The following is an 18,926-nucleotide window of genomic DNA, read 5'->3' as shown; positions in this document are numbered from 1 at the left end:
TCGGGCTCAGCCGCGGGACGTGCGCAGTTTCACCCACCCGGTGTCGCGGCGTTCGGCCAGTCCGGCCAGGTCGAGAGTGGTCAGCGAATTGAGCGCATCTGCGATCGTCAGTCCTGCCCGCGAGGCGATGGTCCCGACATCGAGCGGTTTCGATACGGTCAGCACATTCAGGCAGATCCTCTCCCGCTCATCAAGCGCTTCACGGGGGTCGGGAGCCGGCGGACGATCTCCGTTCTCTGCGGCGGCACCCGCCCCGGTCGCGTCGAAGAGCGACGGAGTCTCGTCGAAGAGCGCGGGAGTCTCGTCGTCCATGAGTGCAATGACATCGTCGCTGCAGGTGACGAGTTCTGCTTCGTGCTCGCGCACGAGCTTGTGGGCCCCGGTCGACGACGCCGAATACACAGATCCGGGGAAGGCCGCGACCTGCCGGGAGAGTTCGAGGGCATGCCGCGCGGTGTTGAGTGCTCCGCTGCGCCAACCGGCTTCGACGATGACGCTGACCTGCGACGAGCCGGCGATGAGTCGGTTGCGCAGCAGGAATCGGTGGCGCATCGGCGTCATTCCCGGTGCGGTCTCGGACACGATGGCGCCGGTGGCGAGGATCTGTTCGAACAGGTCGGCGTTCGCCGCCGGATAGAAGCGGTCGACTCCCCCGGCCATGAATGCCACCGTCGGCGCTTCCCTGGCGATGGCGGCACGGTGGGCGGCTGCGTCGATGCCGAACGCACCGCCGGACACGACGGTGATTCCGCGAGCGGCAAGATCCCACGCAAGGTCAGAGGCACATTTGGTTCCGTAGCTGCTGGCTGCTCTGGCACCGACCACGGCAACGGCTCGAGTCAGGACGGTGCTCAGGGAGGCAGCTCCCCGCACCCACAGACCCAAGGGTGCTGCGGGACCGAGGTCGTCGAGCATTCGGGGCCACTCGTCATCATCGGGAATGACCAGTCGGCCGCCGATTCTCGCGATGCTGTCCAGATCGTTCCCTCTCGTCTCGGCATCCCCGGCTCGCACCGCCCACCGGTCGATGGCCTCGGCCATCTGCCCGTGTTCGGCTGCCTCGGTGCCGGTGACTGTCAGACCGTGGACGGCTTCGTGAGCCGTGGTCTCACCGCGGCCGACGGCCATGATGATCCCTCGGGCGGCGACCGGGCCGATCCCGTCGACGAGCCGTTTGAGCAGACCGTCGCCGGGCTCGCCGATGCGCAGCAGTGAGGCGATGGCTGCGCGGACGTCCTCATCAGTGTTCACGGTCATGACTCCTGTGTCCTCAGGGCGAGCGCCGTTCTCATCGTGTCGGGATCGGGCCCGGGTTTCCCGGCCAGATCGGCCAGAGTGGTGGCGACGCGCAGCACCCTGTCGTAGCCGCGCATGGTGATCCGGCCTGTGTCGAGCGCCCGATCGAGGTCGGACAGGTCTGCCGGTGTGAGTGCGAAGTGGTCACGAAGCCAGGCTCCGGGCGCTTCGGCGTTGAGCCTCCAGTCGCAGTCGGCGAAGCGTTCGGCCTGCCGGTTCCGCGCGTCCAGCACGCGGGCCGCCACTGTGGCGCTCGTCTCCTGATCCCCGCCGAGGCGGAGGTCAGCCGGGGAGACGGGAAAGAGTTCGAGCTGCAGGTCGACTCGGTCGAGCAGCGGCCCCGACAGCCGATTGCGATAGCGGCGTTTGTCCAACGGTGTGCATCGACAGTCCGCACCGACCCCGGCCATCCCGACCCCGCAGGGGCAGGGGTTCGCGGCCATGATGAGCTGGAATGACGCCGGAAGCACCATCGATCCCCACGCCCGGTGGATGTGGACGCGACGGGATTCCATCGGCTGCCGCAGGGCTTCGAGGACGTCGCGGGAGAATTCGGGAGCTTCGTCCATGAACAGCACCCCGCGGTGGGCGCGGCTGAGCACTCCGACCGTTCCGGGTCGGCGTCCGCCGATGAGCGCCGAGGCGGTGCTGCGGTGGTGGGGTGCTTCGAACGGGGGCCGGTGGTCGAGTCCGTCGCTGCCGTCGAGTTCCCCGCGCAGCGAGCGGACGGCGGCGACCTCGACGGCTTCATCGTCGCTCAGCGGCGGCAGGATTCCGGGCAGGCACTGGGCGAGCAGGGTCTTGCCCGCTCCGGGTGTGCCGCGCATGAGCAGGTTGTGGCCGCCCGCGGCGGCGACCTCGAGGCCGAATCGCCCTTCGGCCTGTCCTTGGACTTCGCAGAGATCGTGGAGTTCCGGGGCCACGGGGACGGGTCGGTCCATGTCGAGGACCGCCGGCAGTGCAGGTACGGCCATCGATCCGCCATAGGCATTGACCACCTCGGCCAGAGAGGCGACCGGGAGGACTCTGGCGCGTCCGATGAGCCGTGCCTCGTCGGCATTGCCGATGGGGACGACGAACCGGTCGAAACCGGCCTGCAGCGCTGTGTGCAGGGACGGGAGCACCCCGGTGACGGGACGGATTCTGCCGTCGAGTCCGATCTCACCGCAGTGGATGACGCTGCCGGTGTCCTCGGTGGTGATCAGGGACAGTGCTCTGAGCACGGCGACGGCGATGCCGAGGTCGAATCCGGTGCCGATCTTCGGCACTGTTCCAGGGGTGAGATTGATTGTCAGGTGTTCTGTGGCGACGGGTTCTCCGAGGTAGGCCAGGGCTGCCCGAAGTCGTTTGCGCGATTCGCTCACCGAGGCATCCGGCAGTCCGACGATGTCGATTCCGGGCAGTCCGGCGCTGACGCCGGCTTCGATCGACACGATCTTCCCGGTCAGCCCCCACAGTGCCACGGCGGAGGCCCGTCCGATGATGTGCGCCGAGGCGGCGGGTCCGACATCGTCGGCTACGGCCCGCTCGTCCGGATCGCGCGGTTCTGCCGGCTCGCGCGGTTCGTCCGGCTCGGCCTGCTCGACCGACGGTTCCTCCTGTCCCGGGGTCTCCTCACTCATGAGTCGACCTGGATGTTCGGGCAGTGGAAGTACTGGACGCGCGGTTCCATGATGATTCCGAGCGCATCGATGCGCGTGGCCGGAAAATATTCGTCCTGCCCGCTCAGCCAGATCCCTGCCAGTGTGCGGATGCGGGCGAGCTTGGTTCGGGTCACGGCTTCCAGCGGTGATCCCAGCAGTGCGGTGCGCCGTGTCTTGACCTCGACGAAGACCGCAGTGTCACCGTCGCGGGCGATGATGTCGAGCTCTCCTCGTGCGCACCGGAAGTTGCGTTCGAGAACGACCAGACCGGCGTCCTCCAAGAACGCGACCGCGAGGTCCTCTCCCCTGCTGCCGAGCGCCTGCTTACGCCGGCCCTTCACGGTCCGGGTGCTCTTCGACGCTCGTGTCCGACCGGGTGTTCGTATCCGTCCCATGTCCGTCAGATGACCACGACGCCATGGCTCTGCGGAAGTGCAGAAGAAGAGCCTGTGGACGGTGCCCGACCATCCACAGGCCCACGACGGTCAAGTCAGAGCCGCGTCCACAGCGATCGGCGCGCGAGTGGTCGAGCCCAGCTGCCGACGATGATGCGAGGAGGCCGCCTCAGCCGCGGATCGCCGTCGGCGGTTCGAGATCGGACTTCGCGATCTCCTCGATGTTGACGTCCTTGAACGTCAGCACGTGCACGGTCTTGATGAACCGGGCCGACCGGTAGCTGTCCCACACCCAGGCGTCGCGCAGGGTGAGTTCGAAGTACACGTCGCCGGCGTCGTTGTGGGCCTTGAGGTCGACATGGTTGGCGAGGTAGAACCGACGCTCGGTCTCGACGACATAGGCGAAGAGACCGACGACGTCCCGGTATTCCTTGTACAGCGCGAGCTCGAGTTGCGCTTCGTAGTCGTCAAGATCATCGGCACTCATGACAGGCCCTCCTTCGCTCTTGAGTCCGCGCTCAGGCGGAAGCTTCTCCGGTGGTGGATGCTGGGGCCGAGTTCGGCGATGCCCTGTCGGTGCTTCACCGTCCCGTATCCCACGTTCGATTCCCAACCATAGTGCGGATGAGCCTCGGCGAGGGCGATCATCGTCTCGTCGCGTGCCACTTTCGCCACAATGCTTGCCGCCGCGATCGCCGGTACCGAGCCGTCGCCCTTGATCACGGTGCGCACCGGCGGCAGTTCGAGGTCGGCGCAGTCTCCGAATATCCCCAGGCAATCGAGGGTGAGTGGGGCCGAGAGCCAATCGTGGCGGCCGTCGAGGAGCACCATCGTCCGGTCGGGGAATTCGCCCACCGAGGCGGCTCTGCCATCGACATCGACACCGCCCGAACCGTTCTGGTCGGAACCGCCCGAACCGTTCTGTTCGGAACCGATCGAACAATGACCCTCGGAACGCGGGTCCGCCCAATCGCTGAGCATCGAGATCATGGCGCGGCGTCCGGCGAGGTTGAGGGCCATCGTCATCCCCACCTCGTCGAGTTCGGCAGGAGTCGTCGACCCCACCGCCGCGGCGGTCGCCCACGATCGCACTCGCTCGGTGGCCTCCTGCCTCGACTGCGCGCTCAGCTGCTTCGAGTCATGGATGCCGGCGGGTACCTCGGCGGCGGTGAGGGCGCGCAGATCGAACAGGGCGACACCGACACCGACGGGCCCGGCCAGAGCGCCGCGGCCCACCTCGTCGACGCCGATGACGAAATCGAATCCCTCGCTGAGCAGTCCGCGTTCGACGCTGAGGTCGGTCAGTCCACGTGCGGCCATCAGTTCCCGGTGATTCCCTCGGCGGTGTCCGGCACGTCCGCGAAGACCTCGTCGGGGGTCGAGACCCAGCTGAAGTGTTTGAACGGCCAGTTGATGAGGAACACGGTGCCGACCACGTCGTCTTCGGCCACATAGGGGTCGGTGTCCATGTGGTAGCGGGAATCGGCGGAGTTGCTGCGGTTGTCGCCCATCACCCAGTAGTGGCCCTCGGGCACGGTGACTTCGAATTCGACCTCCGAGGGGGCGGTGCCCGCATCGAGGTAGGTTTCGTCGATCGGTTCGCCGTTGACCAGCAGGCGTCCTTCGGCGTCGCAGCACTTGATCGTGTCACCGCCGACGCCGATGACGCGTTTGATCAGCTGATTGCCCGCGTCCGAGGGGGCCAAGCCGATGAATTCGAGGACCGGGTTGGGAGTGTACTCGGCGGTCTCGGCCGCCGAGAGCCAATGGTCGGGGTCGTCGAAGACGATGATGTCGCCGCGGTCGGCGGGTCCGAAGCGGTGCGCCAGCTGGTTGACGAGGACCCGGTCATCGACCTGGAGGGTGGTCATCATCGATTCCGACGGGATGTAGAACGCGCGGACGACCCACGTCTTCAGCGCCGTCGAGATGAGCAGGGCGATGACGATGATCGCCAGGGTCTCCAGCAGCCCGCGCGCGAACCGTTTCGAGGCGGGTGGCGGGGACGCTTCGGATTCGCTTGTCATTCGTTCGCTTTCACATCGGACCAGGACTGCGGCGGTTCGGACCAGCACTGCGGCTGTGGACTGAACCGAGCGTATCAGCACGACCGGAGCCTCACTCCCAGCCGCAGTGCAGTTGAGTGTGAACGCTCAGCCGTCCGCGCAAGGCTCAGATGACGCCGAATTCCCCTCACCGAGGCGGGCCCCCGACCTCGCGTGTGAGAGGTCGGGACGGGAGCATGAGCACCGCGTGTCAGCTCCCGCGGGTTCGAAAATCATACGCACCGATCGAAATCACTGCATTTGCACTTTGGACCCGCCCTCACCGAGGCGGCGCTCAGTCGATCGAGGAGCCGTGCCCGATCACGGGGCCGATGACCCGATCGGTGGGGATGAATCCCCCACCGGGCCGTCCCAGCAGCGACCGGGAATCGGCGGATTCATTGCGATTGTCGCCCATCACCCACATGGTGCCGTCGGGGACTTCGACGGAGAATTCCACCGCCGAGGCGGGAGTGGGGGCATAGTCTTCGCGCAGTGGTTTGCCGTTGAGCAGCAGACGCCCCTTCGCGTCGCAGCATTCGAGGCTGTCACCGCCGACGGCGATGACGCGCTTGACGTAGTAGACGTCCCGGGGGCCGAGGCCGACCCAGGAGCCGATCTTCTGCAGAGGGGTGGGCAGCGCATCGTCGACGAACGATCCGCGACCGTCGAAGACGACGATGTCTCCGCGTTGGAGGTCTCCGCGCAGCGCGTCCGGACGCCACACCGTGATCGAGTCGTCGACCTTGAGCGTCGGCTCCATCGAAGCACTCGGAATGGTGAAGCGCTGGATGACGAGCCCGCGGATCGATCCGCCGAGGACGATGATGACGACGACAATCGCCGCAATCGTCTTCCAGAACCGTGCCGAAGACAGAAGACGCGACCCGAAGGTCGCGTCTTCATGTCTGATCGGCACCGTGTGATCATCGCCCACAGTGCCGGGCAAATCAGGCCTTTTCGCGGATGCGAGCAGCCTTGCCGCGCAGTTCGCGCAGGTAGTACAGCTTCGCACGGCGCACTGCACCGCGGGTGAGGACCTCGATCTTGTCGACGTTGGGCGAGTGCACCGGGAAGGTACGCTCCACACCGACGCCGAAGCTGATCTTACGAACGGTGAAGGTCTCGCGAACGCCGTCGCCCTGGCGACGGATGACGATTCCCTTGAAGACCTGGATACGCGAGCGCGAACCTTCGATCACCTTGACGTGAACGTTGAGGGTGTCGCCCGGGCGGAATTCGGGAACGTCAGACTTCAGCGAGGCTGCATCTACAACATCGAGCTTCTGCATTGTGGTTTCTCCTGTGGCCTCTGCTTCAGGTCGAGGACACGCATATCGGACCGGTGAACCGGTAGCTGGATCGTCTGTCGGGATCTCTCCCCGTCGACCCGCCGAATCTCTGCGGCGAGCCACCTTGGGCACTCATCCCCCTGAAGCAGGTGAGTGCCAACAAACGCGACGCTCTATTCTGTCACGGTTGAGCGCTCAGACTCAAACCGCTGAAGCGCCGCGAGGTCGTCCTTGCTCAGGTCATCGAGTCTCTCGAGCAGATCCGGTCTGACTTCTGCGGTGCGTTCGAGACGTCGGTCACGTCGCCACCGGGCGATCGCGGCATGGTTGCCGCTGAGCAGGATCTCGGGCACGTCACGTCCGCGCCAGTTCGCCGGCTTCGTGTAGATCGGGTATTCGAGCAGTCCGTCTTCGTGGCTCTCCTCGGTCAGCGACTTGGGGTTGCCGATGACGCCGGGGATGAGGCGGCTGACGGCTTCGATCATCACCATCGAGGCGACTTCGCCGCCGTTGAGCACGTAGTCGCCGATGCTCATGGGCAGCAGATCGAAGTGCTCGCCCGCCCAATCGATGACGCGCTGGTCGATGCCTTCGTAGCGTCCGCAGGCGAAGACGAGGTGGTCGCGGGCGGCGAGGTCCTCGGCGATGCGCTGATCGAACACCTGCCCGGCAGGGCTGGGCACGATGAGCGTCGGCTTACCTCCGGCTGCAGGACCCGCACTCTGAGCACTTTCCGGGCCTTCGCCCTCCGCACTGCTGCGACCTGCCAGGATGTGCTCGAGAGCCAGGGCCCAGGGTTCGGCCTTCATGACCATGCCCGCTCCCCCACCGTAGGGCGAGTCATCGACGGTGTTGTGCCGGTCGAAGGTGAAGTCCCGCAGGTCGTGGACGTCCAGGCTCAGCTGACCGCGGTCGACGGCCTTGCCGATGAGCGAGAGCTGCAGACCGGCAAGATACTCGGGGAAGATCGAGACGACGTCGATCGACATCTGCGGTCCGACCGCCTCGGCGGAGGCCCCACCCTGGGTCACAGGGTCGGATCCAGTCGCTTCGGCGGGGGTGTCGCTGTCGGTCATCGGGGACGGTTCGCTCATTCGGCGTCGAAGAGGCCGGCGGGCGGGGTGACGCTGACGCGGCCGGAGTCGATGTCGACGTCGGGCACGATCTCGGTGACAAAGGGAATGAGCACAACGTGTCCGTCCGCGTGCTTCATATGGAGCAGGTCCTGGGCGGTGCCGTTGGTGACGTCGACGATCTCGCCGACGAGGGCGTCGTTCTCATAGACCTGGAGTCCGATGAGGTCGTCGAGGTACCAGGCATCGGCTTCGTCCTCGTCGTCGTCCGCCTCGGCGAGGATGAGGGTATTGCGGATCTCCTCGGCACGATTGCGATCGGGGACCTCGTCGAAGGCCAGGAGCAGGCGGTCGCGGTGCCACCTCGCCGACTTCAGCGTCAGCACTCCGATATCGGGATCGGTGGCGAAGGTCTCACCGGGGTTGAGCCGTTCCTCGGGTCGGTCGGTGCGCACCTCGACGGTGAATTCGCCTTTGATTCCGTGCGGCTTGCCCAGCCGGGCGATCACCGTGTCCATACTGCTCCTCGAAGTGTGCTGTCACTGCCTGTCCGGCCGATCATGCGTCCGGATGACTTCTCTTGCGGTCAGCCGACGGACCGCCGTGCTCTGGCACCAGTGTAGTCGGCGACCGGCGGATGAATGCACGAGAGGGGATGCAGCGCATCTGCACTGCATCCCCTCTCGGATGTCGGAATTACGCCTCGATGAGGTCCACTCGCACCGACTCACGGCCGGCCAGCGAGTTCATCACGGTGCGCAGGGCCTTGGCGGTCCTGCCTGCACGGCCGATGACCCGGCCGAGGTCGTCGGGGTGAACCCGGACCTCGAGGGTCGTGCCGCGCTGCGACGAACGCGAACGAACGGAGACGTCGTCGGGATGATCGACGATTCCGCGGACCAGATGCTCGAGCGAATCAGGCAACATCTCAGGCTTCAGCGCTTTCTTCAGCGGCCTCAGGTGCGGCTTCGGCAGCTTCCTCGGCCGGAGCCTCGGCAGCGTCAGCGGACTTGCCGCCCTTCTGCGTGATGGCTTCCTTGATCACCGATTCGGCGTTGGGGGCCACGTAGGCTTCCTTCTCCGGCTGCGGCTTCACGGTGTTGACCGCTTCACCTTCGCCCTTGAACTTCTGCCAGTCACCGGTGAGCTTGAGCAGAGCCTTGACCTGGTCGCTCGGCTGTGCGCCGACCGACAGCCAGTACTGTGCGCGCTCGGAATCGATCTCGATGACCGAAGGCTCACGGGTCGGGTGGTAGATGCCGATCTGCTCGATGGCCTTACCGTCACGACGAGTCTTCGAATCAGCGACGACGACGCGGTAGAAGGGTGCACGGATCTTGCCCATGCGGGTCAGACGAATTTTGACTGCCACTTTAGTGGTGTCTCCTTTTGTGTTCTGTGTGCACAGCTGTACCAGAAGAATCGTGGGGTTGATCTGCTGGAAGCCGCGGCTCGGACTATCACTTCGGCGCGGATGAGAGGGCCCGGACCGAGAGCAAAAGTACAAGAGTCAATTGTGCCAGAAGCCTCTACTTCTTGCCACCTGGGAAGATTCCCCCGAAGCCCTTGGGCAGGTTCGCCGGGTCGAATTCCTCATCGGCGCCGAGGTCGACACCGCCGAAGGCCGAACCGACCGGATCCTGGGTCTTGCCCGCCTTCTTATCGGCCAGCGCCTGCGCCTCCTGCGCACGCTTGGCCGGGTTGCCCGACTGACCGCCCTTGCGGCCCTTCTTCTTCCCCGCGGGTTTCTTCTTCTTTCCACCCGCGGCACCAGGCATTCCGCCCATTCCGGGCATCTGCGGCATACCGCCGCCACCGGGCATTCCGGGCATTCCGCCGCCGCCACGGGTCATCGACCGCATCATCTTCTGCGCCTGCGTGAAGCGCTCCATGAGCTGGTTGACCGCGGTGACCGTGGTGCCGGCGCCCTTGGCGATGCGGGCACGACGGGAGCCGTTGAGGATCTTCGGGTTGGTGCGCTCCTGCGGTGTCATCGATCTCACAATCGCTTCGACCCGGTCGACCTCACGCTCGTCGAAGTTCGCCAGCTGATCCTTGTACTGGCTCATGCCGGGCATCATGCCCAGCATCTTCTTCATCGAGCCCATCTTCTTCAGGCCCGCCATCTGCGTGAGGAAGTCGTTGAGGTCGAAGTCCTCGCCGGACTCGACCTTCTTCTTGAGCTTCTCGGTCTCTTTTTCGTCGAAGTTCTTCTCGGCCTGCTCGATGAGCGTCATGATGTCGCCCATGTCGAGGATCCGGTCGGCCATTCGGTCCGGATGGAACTGCTCGAAGTCCTTCATCGATTCGCCGGTCGAGGCGAACATGATCGGCTTTCCGGTCACCTCGGCGACGGACAGCGCGGCACCACCGCGTGAGTCACCGTCGAGCTTCGAGAGCACGACGCCGGTGAAGTCGACGCCGTCGAGGAACGCCTCGGCGGTCTTCACCGCGTCCTGACCGATCATCGCGTCGATGACGAAGAGGACTTCGTCGGGGTTGACCGCGCTGCGGATGTCCGCGGCCTGGGCCATGAGCTCCTCGTCGATGCCGAGGCGGCCGGCCGTATCGACGATGACGACGTCGTGGAGTTTGGACTTCGCGACCTCGATCGAGTCGGTAGCGACCTGGATCGGATCGCCCACGCCGTTGCCCGGCTCCGGGGCATAGACCACGGCACCGGCACGTTCGCCGACGATCTGGAGCTGGTTGACGGCGTTGGGCCGCTGCAGGTCGGCGGCGACGAGCATGGGACGGTGGCCCTCGGACTTCAGCCAGTGGGCGAGTTTGCCGGCCAGGGTGGTCTTACCGGCACCCTGGAGGCCGGCGAGCATGATGACCGTCGGCGGACGCTTGGCGAAGTTGAGGCGACGGGTCTGCCCGCCGAGGATGCCGACGAGTTCGTCGTTGACGATCTTGACGACCTGCTGGCCGGGGTTGAGCGCTGCCGAGACCTCCTCGGACAGGGCGCGTTCGCGGATCCGGCCGGTGAAGGCACGCACGACAGGCAGTGCGACGTCGGCGTCGAGCAGGGCACGTCTGATCTCACGGATGGTGGCATCGACGTCGGCTTCGGACAGCCGGCCCTTCCCGCGCAGATTCTTGAAAGTCGCGGTGAGCCTGTCGGACAGAGAGTTAAACACGTACAAGCCTTCTTCACGATGGTTTGGTCGACTCTCTAGACTAGCAAGTCACCCGTGCCGGGCTGAAACCAAGAGTGCTGACAATGCCCCGTGAACCCTCGCCGAGGTGGCGCTGGCCTTCCAGTATTCGTCAATTGCCGAACGCCGAGGCGGCACAAATGCTTCACCTGCAAGCGGAACGGCCGATCGCCTCGGCGAGGTGGTCTGCTTCCACCCTGCCGAGGCGATCAATGAGCACGACGTCGCACTCTCCCCCGTTCACGCGGCCGGCGAGACCCACCGGCCGCCTGGACGGGCGTCTGTTGGGGTCACCGGAACGAGTAGGCCTGCTCGGCGTGTTCGAAGGTGTCGATTCCCTCGAGTTCCTCCCGCGGGTCGATCCGCAGCCCCATCGTCGAACGCAGCACCAGCGAGATGGCCAGCGTGACGAGACCCGCGAAGACGATGGCCACGAGACAGGCGAGCACCTGTGCAACGAGGAGTTCGAGTCCGCCTCCGTAGAAGAGGCCGGCCGGTCCGTCTTCGTTCGGGAAGGCGAAGAACCCGATCATCACGGTGCCGATGATTCCGGCGACGAGGTGGACGGCCACGACATCGAGCGCATCGTCATAGCGCAGACGGTTCTTCGCTTCGACGGCGAAGATCGCACCGGCGCCTGCCGCGATTCCGATGAGGATGGCCGCATAGGGATCGACGTTCGCACACGCCGGGGTGATCGCGACGAGGCCGGCGATAGCTCCCGAGACGCTGCCGATGCTGCTCGGTCGCGAGGCGCGCAGGCGTTCGATCATGATCCAGGTGATCATGCCAGCGGCAGGTGCTGCCAGCGTGTTGATCCAGATGAGTCCGCCCTGTTCGATGGTGGTGGCGGCACCGCCGTTGAACCCGAACCAGCCGAACCACAGCAGCGCAGCCCCGAGCACGGTGATCGGGATGTTGTGCGGCTTGTGCGGGGTCGAGAAGCGGGCGCGACGACCCATGACGACGACGAGCACCAGGGCGGAGATGCCGGCATTGATGTGGACGACCGTGCCTCCGGCGAAGTCGATGGCCGGCCCGAACAGACTGCCGATCGCGCCGGATTCGCTGAGCAGTCCGTCTCCCCAGACCATGAACGCCAGGGGGCAGTACACGAGGGTCACCCACGCGGCGGAGAAGACCAGCCAGGTGGAGAACTTCGCCCGGTCGGCGACCGCGCCGGCGATGAGGGCGATCGCGATCATCGCGAACGTCGAACCGTAGCCGATGGAGATCAGCGAGGCCGGGTCGTTCGCGACCGAGCCGGTGAGTCCGAGTTCGGACAGCGGGTTGCCGACGATTCCGGCGATCGAGTCACCGGAGCTCAGTCCGTAGCCGAAGAGGACCCAGACGAGTCCACCGACGGCCATCGCGGAGAAGACCATCATCATCATATTGATCGCCGAGGTGATCCGCGTCATTCCTCCGTAGAAGAACGCCACCCCGGGGGTCATGAGCAGCACCAACCCCGCGGCGACCATCATCCATACATTCACTGCATCGAGTTCCATGTCGTCTCTTTCGTCTCTTTCGTGTCTCGGCCGGTTCCGAAACGAACCGGGCAGACACAGTCTGCATGACGCATGTCACAGTGGTGAGTCGTCAATGTTTCCGGAATGTGACAAGCCTGGTCTCACCCTGCGAATATGCGGGTGAGACCAGGCTCGAAGAATGTGCGGGAACAGTTGCGCGACAATGCCGTCGGGACTGCTGAGCGTTCAATCAGCCCTCAGTCGAGCAGTGCGTCGACGAATCCTTCGGCAGTGAATGGTGCGAGGTCGTCGGCGCCTTCGCCGAGTCCGATGAGCTTGACCGGCACGCCGAGCTCACGCTGGACGGCGACGACGATTCCGCCCTTCGCGGTGCCGTCGAGCTTGGTGAGCACGATTCCGGTGATGTCGACCGCCTCGGCGAAGACCTTCGCCTGCTGCATGCCGTTCTGTCCGGTGGTCGCGTCGAGGACGAGCAGCACTTCGTCGATCTCGTGGCCCTCCCCCAGCGGGCGTGTGGCCACCCGCTTGACCTTGCCGAGCTCATCCATGAGTCCGCGTTTGTTCTGCAGCCGCCCGGCGGTGTCGATGAGGACGACGTCGGTGCCGTCGGCCTGCCCCTTCTCGACGGCTGAGTATGCCACCGAGGCGGGGTCGGCCCCTTCGTCCTTGCGGACGGTTTCGACGCCGACGCGTTCGCCCCATGTGGCCAGCTGTTCGGCTGCGGCGGCACGGAAGGTGTCCGCGGCTCCGAGCAGCACGGACTTGTCCTCGGCGACGAGCACACGGGCGATCTTGCCCACCGTCGTCGTCTTCCCCGCGCCGTTGACCCCGACCACGAGGATGACGGAGGGGTCGTCGCCCGTGCCGGCATCGGCCAGCGACCGGTCCATCGTCGGGTCGACGAGCGTGATGAGCTCTTCGCGCAGCAGTCCGCGGACCTCTTCGGGGTCCCGGGTGCCGAGCACCTTGACGCGCTCGCGCAGGCGGTCGACGAGTTCGGTCGTCGGTTCGACGCCGACATCGGCGAGGATGAGCGTGTCCTCGATCTCCTCCCAGGCGGACTCATCGAGGTTGTCGCGTGAGAGGAGGTTGAGCAGCCCGCGGCCGAGCCCGGAGTTCGACTTCGCCAGGCGCTGCCGCAGTCGGACGAGGCGGCTGGCCGGTTCGGTGGGAACCTCGGATCCGCGCGTTTCGGCTCTGTCCTTCTCGACCGCCTCGGCGACGTCATCGATGCTCAGTTCACCGGTGACCTCCGCATCGATGCCGCGCCGCTCATCCGGCCCTTTCTTCCGGGCGTTGACGCGCAGCGAGATGCCCAGCGCGACGACGAGAGCGAACACGATCGCCGCGACGATGAGCAAGATGATCGGCTGATCCATGGTTCTTCCGTCCTCCTTTGAGCGCCGCCGTCCGAGCCGTCGGCACTCGAGTTCCCGGATTCTTCCGGTGGTGTCTGTGTGTCGTTGAGCGCGCCGGAATCAGTCGGCGCGGTCGTCGTTGTCGTGGGTCTCGACCGCTCGAGACCGTGGGTGCGAAGGTCAGGACCCCCGGCTGCCGAAGAGCAGCCCGGCGGTGGTCTTCCACCCGGTTCCCGACTCGGGGATCTTCCAGTGGCGGGTGCGCGGGCGCACCGTGATGAGCGAGGGGGCCGCATGGCGCCTGGGCTGTGGCCGGAGCACGTAGGAGTGGTCGCGGATCGCGGTCACTGCCGCCTGCTCCCTCGTCGCCAGGTGCGAGGTGCCGTCGTCGTGGCCGAAGAACTCGTGGACTTCGTCGTCGTAGCCGGTCCACTCGGGCGGCAGGCGGAAGCGCTGCACGTCGGAGGAGTATCGCAGGCGTCCTTCGGCGCGCAGGCCGGGCAGAGCCACGAGGAGGACGACGACGAGTGCCAGAGCGAAGGAGATCGCCAGTCCGACGATGACGACGAGTACCGAATTCATGCCCTCGAGCCACCTCGCAGCACAGCAGCCTCGGCCATGGACGTCTCGCTCCTCACGTTCTTCGATTACCTGTGTCTCGGCCCAAGTCTATAGTCCCCGGCGACGACAATTGTGCTCGCCCGCCATACGGCAGTTGCAAAATTCGCTGGGACTGTCCTGGACGTCACCGTCAAACGGCCTTGTGTCCTCACCGCGGGCCCGTCACCTCGGGCGCGGCGGGCAGACCGAGTGCCGTGGTTCACGGAATCCGCTGCGATATGACCTTCGACACCCCATCGCCGTGCATCGTCACTCCGTAGAGGGCATCGGCGATCTCCATGGTCCGCTTCTGGTGGGTGATGACGATGAGCTGCGAGGAGTCCTGGAGCTCCTTGAACACCGTGAGCAGGCGCGAGAGGTTGAGATCGTCGAGGGCCGCTTCGACCTCGTCCATGACGTAGAACGGACTCGGCCGGGCCTTGAAGATCGCTACCAGCATGGCCACGGCGACCAGCGACCGCTCGCCGCCGGAGAGCAGAGACAGGCGTTTGACCTTCTTGCCGGCCGGGCGGGCGTGGACGTCGACGCCGGTGGTGAGCATATCGTTCGGATCGGTCAGGCTCAGTGCGCCCTCACCACCGGGGAAGAGGCGGGAGAAGATGTCCTCGAACTCCCGCGCCGTATCCGCATAGGCGTCGGCGAAGACGCGTTCGACGTGCCGGTCGACCTCCTCGACGAGCTGCATGAGGTCCTTGCGCGAGGATTCGATGTCCGCGATCTGCTTCTCGAGGAACTGATGCCGTTCCTTCAGCGCCTCGTACTCCTCGAGCGCAAGCGGATTGACCGTGCCGATGCGTTTGAGCTGCGAAGCCGCCTGCTTCTGCCGCTTCTCCACCTCGGCGCGCACATACGGACGATCCTCGACGTCCTCATCGAATGACGGGACGGGCAGATGCGGCCCGAATTCGTCGATGAGACGGTCGATGCCCAACCCCGTCTCCTCTTCCGACCGGTGTGCGATCTCCTCGAGCTTCAGCCTGAATCGCTCCTTCGCCAGTTCCGCCTCGGCGGCGGCGTCCTTGAGCTTCTGCAGCTGGGTTCGCGTCGACCCCAATTCCTCGCCGAGGCGGCCCTTCTCTTCGCGCAGACCGCCGCGTTCGTCGACGAGGACCTGGATCGCCTCACCGAGTTCGGCCACCGTGGAGGTGGCCAGCTCCGCGGCGTCGGCCGCCGTCTCGGCGATGAGCTGCACCGAGGCGGCCGCGCGCTTCTTCTTCGCGATCGCGCGCTGCGTCTGCTCCCGCGCCGCCTCTTCGGCCTTCGCCGCTCGCAGGAGGGAGTCGACCCGGTCGCTGAGGAACCGGGCCCGGTCGGCGGCCGATCGGTGGCTGATACGGGCTTCGACGAGGTCGTCGGCGGCCTGGGCGACCTGGGCGCTGAGCTCGTCCCGGGCCGCGGTGTCGACGACTTCGTCGACCTCGGCCGCGGACGCCAGTGCCGCCGCGGCCGATTGGGAGTCGCGTTCTGCGGCTGCCAGGCGGGATTCGAGTTCGGTGGCGTTGTCCTGCGCGCGCTGCAGGCGAGTGCGGGCCACACCGATATCACCGGTGATGCGCGAGACCTCCTCGGCCGCGGCCATGATCTTCGCATCCGAGGAGTGAAGAGCGTCGAGGGCTGCGGCTGATTCATCACGTGCTGCGGTCAGGCGCGGTTCGAGTTCCCTCAAGGAGGCGTCGAGCTTCCTCGCCCGGTCGTCGAGTTCGGCGATGAGGGAATGGGTGTCCTCGAGCGCGGTCTGTGAGGCCAGCCGTGTGCCCGAGGCGGTGCGGGCCCGGCTGATGCGGGTCGCGGTGAGCACTTCACCGTGGACGGTGACAGCGGTGAGTTCGGGCCGGGCCGCGGTCAGTTCGATTCCGGTGCGCGCATCGGGGACGCAGACGACACCGTGCAGCGCCCGGGCCAGCAGAGCACGCAGTTCGGGGACGTCGCTGTCGACGACATCGGAGAGCCATCGCAGGCCTTCCACCGCAGGCAGCGCGGGCAGGGTCGGCAGTGCGTCAAGGGTGGTCCCACCGCCCTTCCCTGCTGCTGGTTCGACTCCGGCGGGGATCGTCAGTGACACGTTCGTGTCCTCGCCGAGGTGGTCGAGCACTGCCAGCGCCGCTGCGCTGTCATCGACGATGACACCGGAGACCGTCGTCGACAGGGCCGCTGCCGCGGCCATCTCGAATCCGTGGTCGACGCTCAGCCGTTCGGTCACGGCCGTGTGCACTCCCGGCAAGTTCGCGTTGACGATGTCTTCGAGGTCGGCCTCCAGGGCGGTGCCCAAGGCCAGGGCTTCCGCACGGGCCTTCGCCGAGGACAATTCGGACGCGACCTTCGCCCGCTGTTCCTGCAGCTCAGTGCGTTCGGTCTCCAGCTTCTCGAGGCTCTCCTGCGCCGCCTCGTAGGCGGAGTCGAGTTCGGTCTCACCGGCTTCGACGTCCTCGACACCGGTCTCGGCCGCTTCGAGTTCCCTCTCACGTTCGGCGATGCGGGCGGTGACGGTGTCGATCTCTGCGCGGTTGGCTTCGATCCGGGACTTGAGGTCGGTGATCCGCTCGGCCGCCTGCGTCTGCTTCGACTGCAGCGCCGACCGGTTCTTCACCGCTTCGGTGATGGCGATCTGTGCGGCCCTGACCTCGTCTTCGGCGGTGCGCAGAGCCTGGGTGAGCTCTTCTTTCCGCTGCTGGCTGGCCTCGAGTGCGTTCGTCTTCTCGGCCACGGCCTCTTCGGCCTCTGTGAGTTCGGAGCGGTTGCGTTCGGCTTGGGCGCGCAGCTCTTCGGGTGACTTCGCTTCCCTCTGCCCCAAGCTAGTGACTTCCGACAGCAGGTGGGAGCGTTTGTCCTCGGCCCGGCGGCTCAGTCCCTGGGCGCGCACGATCTGCGTCTGTGTCCGCGATTCCGCGGTGCGTTGGACGTCGAGTTCGGAGTCGAGTTCGGACAGCCGAGCTTCGATCTCCGCCAGGCGCGCCTCGGTGCGAGTGCGTCGATGGTCGAGTTCGGCGATGCGGTCGCTGTGGTCTTCGCCCTCGCTCGTCGAGGCCAGGGAAGACTGCATCCGCACAGCATCGTCAGCGAGCAGTCTGGCGGTGGCGTCACGCAGCGTCGCCTGCACGGTCGCGGCCTTCGCTGCGGCTTCGGCCTGCCGTCCCAAGGGCCCTAACTGCCGGTTGAGTTCGGTGCGCAGATCGGTGAGCCGGTCGAGGTTCGTCTGCAGTCCGGTGAGTTTGCGGACCGCTTTGTCCTTACGACGTCGGTGCTTGAGCACCCCGGCGGCCTCTTCGATGAAGCTGCGGCGCTCCAGCGGGTCGGCATGGAGGATCGCGTCGAGGCGGCCCTGACCGACGATGACGTGCATCTCCTTGCCCAGGCCGGAGTCGTTGAGCAGCTCTTGGATGTCGAGCAGCCTCGCCGGGGCACCGTTGACGGCGTATTCGGATCCGCCGGTGCGGAACAGGGTCCGCGAGATGGTCACTTCGGTGTAGTCGACGGGGATGGCTCCGTCGGTGTTGTCGATGGTCAGGGTCACCTCGGCGCGGCCCAGAGCCTGACGTTTCGAGGTTCCGGCGAAGATGACGTCGTCCATCTTTCCGCCGCGCAGATTCTTCGCACCCTGCTCGCCCATCACCCAGGACAGGGCGTCGACGACGTTGGACTTGCCCGAGCCGTTGGGGCCGACGACGCAGGTGATTCCCGGCTCGAATCGAAGGGTCGTCGCCGAGGCGAAGGACTTGAATCCCCGCAGTGTCAGGCTTTTGAGATGCATATTGGCACCCAGCATATCGGCAGGCTGCGGCGAGATCCGGAATCTTTTGGTAGAGTTTCTCCTCGTGCGCAGGCGACTGCGCCGTTTTCCTCCGTAGCTCAGTTGGCAGAGCATTCGACTGTTAATCGAAGGGTCGCTGGTTCGAGCCCAGCCGGGGGAGCATAAAAGGCCCCGTCGTCACCGACGGGGCCTTCGGAGAGGCAGAACCTGATCGGATGAATACGGTTATCAGACGCGAGGGGAACATCTCGAAGTTCGTCGGATGGATGCTGGTCGTCATGGCGATACTCGCGTTCATCACCCTCATCGTCATCGCCGTCGTCGGCGACCCCGTGGCCCTCATCTTCCTCTTCGGCCCGGTCATCCTGCTCATCGGCGCGTGGGTGAATTTCCACATGGGTTCACGCGCCCGGTTGGAGATCACTCCTGAGGAGTTCATCTGGTGCGGCTTCACCGGCAGACCTCATCGGATCGCCTGGCGGGATCTCGACCGCATTCTCATCCCCGCCCCGGGTTCACGCCCGCGGCTGGCGGCGGCCGCGCGTCTCAGGAACGGTCGGATCGTCGAGGTCGACTCGCTGTGGTTGTCTCCGACGAACCCCGCGAACATGCTCACCCCGCCCGACCACGGCGAGGCGCAGAGAGCCCTCATCGACGGCCACAAGGCTTATCTGGCACGAATGTCCCAGCAGTCCGATCTCCCCGGCCGCTGATCGCAGGCATCGCACACCCGGAGCGTCATGTCAGCGCGCTGCACCGGTGCAGACAGCCGTTGCCGGTGACTGATGGAGTGCTGACAGG

General features: G+C 65.9%; 18 protein-coding genes and 1 tRNA gene. 2 read left to right on the top strand and 17 right to left on the bottom strand.

All coding sequences use genetic code 11. The features are described from left to right. Positions 1 to 6: 6 nt before the first annotated feature. The 17 genes from dprA to smc form a co-directional block, all read right to left on the bottom strand. The gene (gene dprA / locus BLIN9172_RS02345) at positions 7 to 1,257 is read right to left on the bottom strand and encodes a DNA-processing protein DprA (protein WP_101553670.1); all 1,251 of its coding nucleotides are present in this window, start codon (positions 1,255 to 1,257) and stop codon (positions 7 to 9) included. Beyond that, positions 1,254 to 2,918, bottom strand: coding sequence for a YifB family Mg chelatase-like AAA ATPase (locus BLIN9172_RS02340; protein ID WP_101553669.1), 1,665 nt, complete (start codon positions 2,916 to 2,918; stop codon positions 1,254 to 1,256). Before BLIN9172_RS02340 ends, dprA begins: the two co-directional genes overlap by 4 nt. After that, positions 2,915 to 3,334: a YraN family protein gene (locus BLIN9172_RS02335; protein ID WP_101553668.1), complete on the bottom strand. Its 420-nt coding sequence runs from the start codon at positions 3,332 to 3,334 to the stop codon at positions 2,915 to 2,917. Before BLIN9172_RS02335 ends, BLIN9172_RS02340 begins: the two co-directional genes overlap by 4 nt. A gap of 169 nt (positions 3,335 to 3,503) precedes the next feature. Next, positions 3,504 to 3,821, bottom strand: a complete 318-nt coding sequence (locus BLIN9172_RS02330; RefSeq protein ID WP_025777313.1) for a DUF2469 domain-containing protein — start codon at positions 3,819 to 3,821, stop codon at positions 3,504 to 3,506. After that, positions 3,818 to 4,654, bottom strand: a complete 837-nt coding sequence (gene rnhB / locus BLIN9172_RS02325) for a ribonuclease HII (protein WP_101553667.1) — start codon at positions 4,652 to 4,654, stop codon at positions 3,818 to 3,820. The genes BLIN9172_RS02330 and rnhB overlap by 4 nt, the downstream gene beginning before the upstream one ends. Next, a complete protein-coding gene (lepB, locus tag BLIN9172_RS02320) occupies positions 4,654 to 5,361 on the bottom strand; it encodes a signal peptidase I (RefSeq protein ID WP_101553666.1) in 708 nt (235 codons plus the stop codon). The genes rnhB and lepB (BLIN9172_RS02320) overlap by 1 nt, the downstream gene beginning before the upstream one ends. A gap of 313 nt (positions 5,362 to 5,674) precedes the next feature. Beyond that, positions 5,675 to 6,298 carry a signal peptidase I gene (gene lepB, locus BLIN9172_RS02315; RefSeq protein WP_101553665.1) on the bottom strand — a complete coding sequence of 208 codons (624 nt, stop codon included), beginning with the start codon at positions 6,296 to 6,298 and terminating at the stop codon, positions 5,675 to 5,677. A gap of 31 nt (positions 6,299 to 6,329) precedes the next feature. After that, positions 6,330 to 6,671, bottom strand: coding sequence for a 50S ribosomal protein L19 (gene rplS, locus BLIN9172_RS02310; protein WP_025777317.1), 342 nt, complete (start codon positions 6,669 to 6,671; stop codon positions 6,330 to 6,332). A gap of 173 nt (positions 6,672 to 6,844) precedes the next feature. Further along, positions 6,845 to 7,660, bottom strand: a complete 816-nt coding sequence (trmD, locus tag BLIN9172_RS02305) for a tRNA (guanosine(37)-N1)-methyltransferase TrmD (protein WP_101553792.1) — start codon at positions 7,658 to 7,660, stop codon at positions 6,845 to 6,847. Between the two features lie 101 nt (positions 7,661 to 7,761). Next, complete coding sequence (gene rimM / locus BLIN9172_RS02300; protein WP_101553664.1) at positions 7,762 to 8,262, bottom strand: ribosome maturation factor RimM; 501 nt, start codon at positions 8,260 to 8,262, stop codon at positions 7,762 to 7,764. A 178-nt stretch (positions 8,263 to 8,440) separates the two neighbouring features. Further along, complete coding sequence (locus BLIN9172_RS02295; RefSeq protein ID WP_025777320.1) at positions 8,441 to 8,671, bottom strand: RNA-binding protein; 231 nt, start codon at positions 8,669 to 8,671, stop codon at positions 8,441 to 8,443. A 1-nt stretch (position 8,672) separates the two neighbouring features. Then, positions 8,673 to 9,116 carry a 30S ribosomal protein S16 gene (gene rpsP, locus BLIN9172_RS02290; RefSeq protein WP_025777321.1) on the bottom strand — a complete coding sequence of 148 codons (444 nt, stop codon included), beginning with the start codon at positions 9,114 to 9,116 and terminating at the stop codon, positions 8,673 to 8,675. A 157-nt stretch (positions 9,117 to 9,273) separates the two neighbouring features. Beyond that, positions 9,274 to 10,887, bottom strand: coding sequence for a signal recognition particle protein (gene ffh, locus BLIN9172_RS02285; RefSeq protein WP_101553791.1), 1,614 nt, complete (start codon positions 10,885 to 10,887; stop codon positions 9,274 to 9,276). A 308-nt stretch (positions 10,888 to 11,195) separates the two neighbouring features. Continuing rightward, on the bottom strand, positions 11,196 to 12,416 hold the full coding sequence (locus tag BLIN9172_RS02280) for an ammonium transporter (RefSeq protein WP_025777323.1): 1,221 nt from the start codon (positions 12,414 to 12,416) through the stop codon (positions 11,196 to 11,198). A 218-nt stretch (positions 12,417 to 12,634) separates the two neighbouring features. Beyond that, on the bottom strand, positions 12,635 to 13,777 hold the full coding sequence (ftsY, locus tag BLIN9172_RS02275) for a signal recognition particle-docking protein FtsY (protein ID WP_101553663.1): 1,143 nt from the start codon (positions 13,775 to 13,777) through the stop codon (positions 12,635 to 12,637). A 159-nt stretch (positions 13,778 to 13,936) separates the two neighbouring features. Continuing rightward, positions 13,937 to 14,338, bottom strand: a complete 402-nt coding sequence (locus BLIN9172_RS02270; RefSeq protein ID WP_025777325.1) for a hypothetical protein — start codon at positions 14,336 to 14,338, stop codon at positions 13,937 to 13,939. A 238-nt stretch (positions 14,339 to 14,576) separates the two neighbouring features. Continuing rightward, entirely contained in the window at positions 14,577 to 18,140 is a 3,564-nt protein-coding gene (gene smc, locus BLIN9172_RS02265) for a chromosome segregation protein SMC (protein ID WP_170286849.1), read from the bottom strand. Positions 18,141 to 18,212: 72 nt separating this feature from the next. Here smc and BLIN9172_RS02260 point away from each other — a divergent pair. Next, positions 18,213 to 18,285, top strand: a tRNA-Asn gene (locus BLIN9172_RS02260). 55 nt (positions 18,286 to 18,340) lie between these two features. Then, complete coding sequence (locus BLIN9172_RS02255) at positions 18,341 to 18,838, top strand: hypothetical protein (protein WP_101553661.1); 498 nt, start codon at positions 18,341 to 18,343, stop codon at positions 18,836 to 18,838. Positions 18,839 to 18,926 lie beyond the last annotated feature (88 nt).

It is taken from the genome of Brevibacterium linens ATCC 9172, assembly GCF_900169165.1.
Lineage (GTDB): Bacteria > Actinomycetota > Actinomycetes > Actinomycetales > Brevibacteriaceae > Brevibacterium > Brevibacterium linens.
This window is presented reverse-complemented; position numbering and strand designations above follow the sequence as displayed.

Coding starts and splice junctions, on each gene's coding strand:
- dprA (WP_101553670.1), bottom strand. CDS start 1,257: ATGACCGTGAACACTGATGAGGACGTCCGCGCAGCCATCGCCTCACTG.
- BLIN9172_RS02340 (WP_101553669.1), bottom strand. CDS start 2,918: ATGAGTGAGGAGACCCCGGGACAGGAGGAACCGTCGGTCGAGCAGGCC.
- BLIN9172_RS02335 (WP_101553668.1), bottom strand. CDS start 3,334: ATGGGACGGATACGAACACCCGGTCGGACACGAGCGTCGAAGAGCACC.
- BLIN9172_RS02330 (WP_025777313.1), bottom strand. CDS start 3,821: ATGAGTGCCGATGATCTTGACGACTACGAAGCGCAACTCGAGCTCGCG.
- rnhB (WP_101553667.1), bottom strand. CDS start 4,654: ATGGCCGCACGTGGACTGACCGACCTCAGCGTCGAACGCGGACTGCTC.
- lepB (WP_101553666.1), bottom strand. CDS start 5,361: ATGACAAGCGAATCCGAAGCGTCCCCGCCACCCGCCTCGAAACGGTTC.
- rplS (WP_025777317.1), bottom strand. CDS start 6,671: ATGCAGAAGCTCGATGTTGTAGATGCAGCCTCGCTGAAGTCTGACGTT.
- trmD (WP_101553792.1), bottom strand. CDS start 7,660: ATGTCGATCGACGTCGTCTCGATCTTCCCCGAGTATCTTGCCGGTCTG.
- rimM (WP_101553664.1), bottom strand. CDS start 8,262: ATGGACACGGTGATCGCCCGGCTGGGCAAGCCGCACGGAATCAAAGGC.
- BLIN9172_RS02295 (WP_025777320.1), bottom strand. CDS start 8,671: ATGTTGCCTGATTCGCTCGAGCATCTGGTCCGCGGAATCGTCGATCAT.
- BLIN9172_RS02280 (WP_025777323.1), bottom strand. CDS start 12,416: ATGGAACTCGATGCAGTGAATGTATGGATGATGGTCGCCGCGGGGTTG.
- ftsY (WP_101553663.1), bottom strand. CDS start 13,777: ATGGATCAGCCGATCATCTTGCTCATCGTCGCGGCGATCGTGTTCGCT.
- BLIN9172_RS02270 (WP_025777325.1), bottom strand. CDS start 14,338: ATGAATTCGGTACTCGTCGTCATCGTCGGACTGGCGATCTCCTTCGCT.
- smc (WP_170286849.1), bottom strand. CDS start 18,140: ATGCTGGGTGCCAATATGCATCTCAAAAGCCTGACACTGCGGGGATTC.
- BLIN9172_RS02255 (WP_101553661.1), top strand. CDS start 18,341: ATGAATACGGTTATCAGACGCGAGGGGAACATCTCGAAGTTCGTCGGA.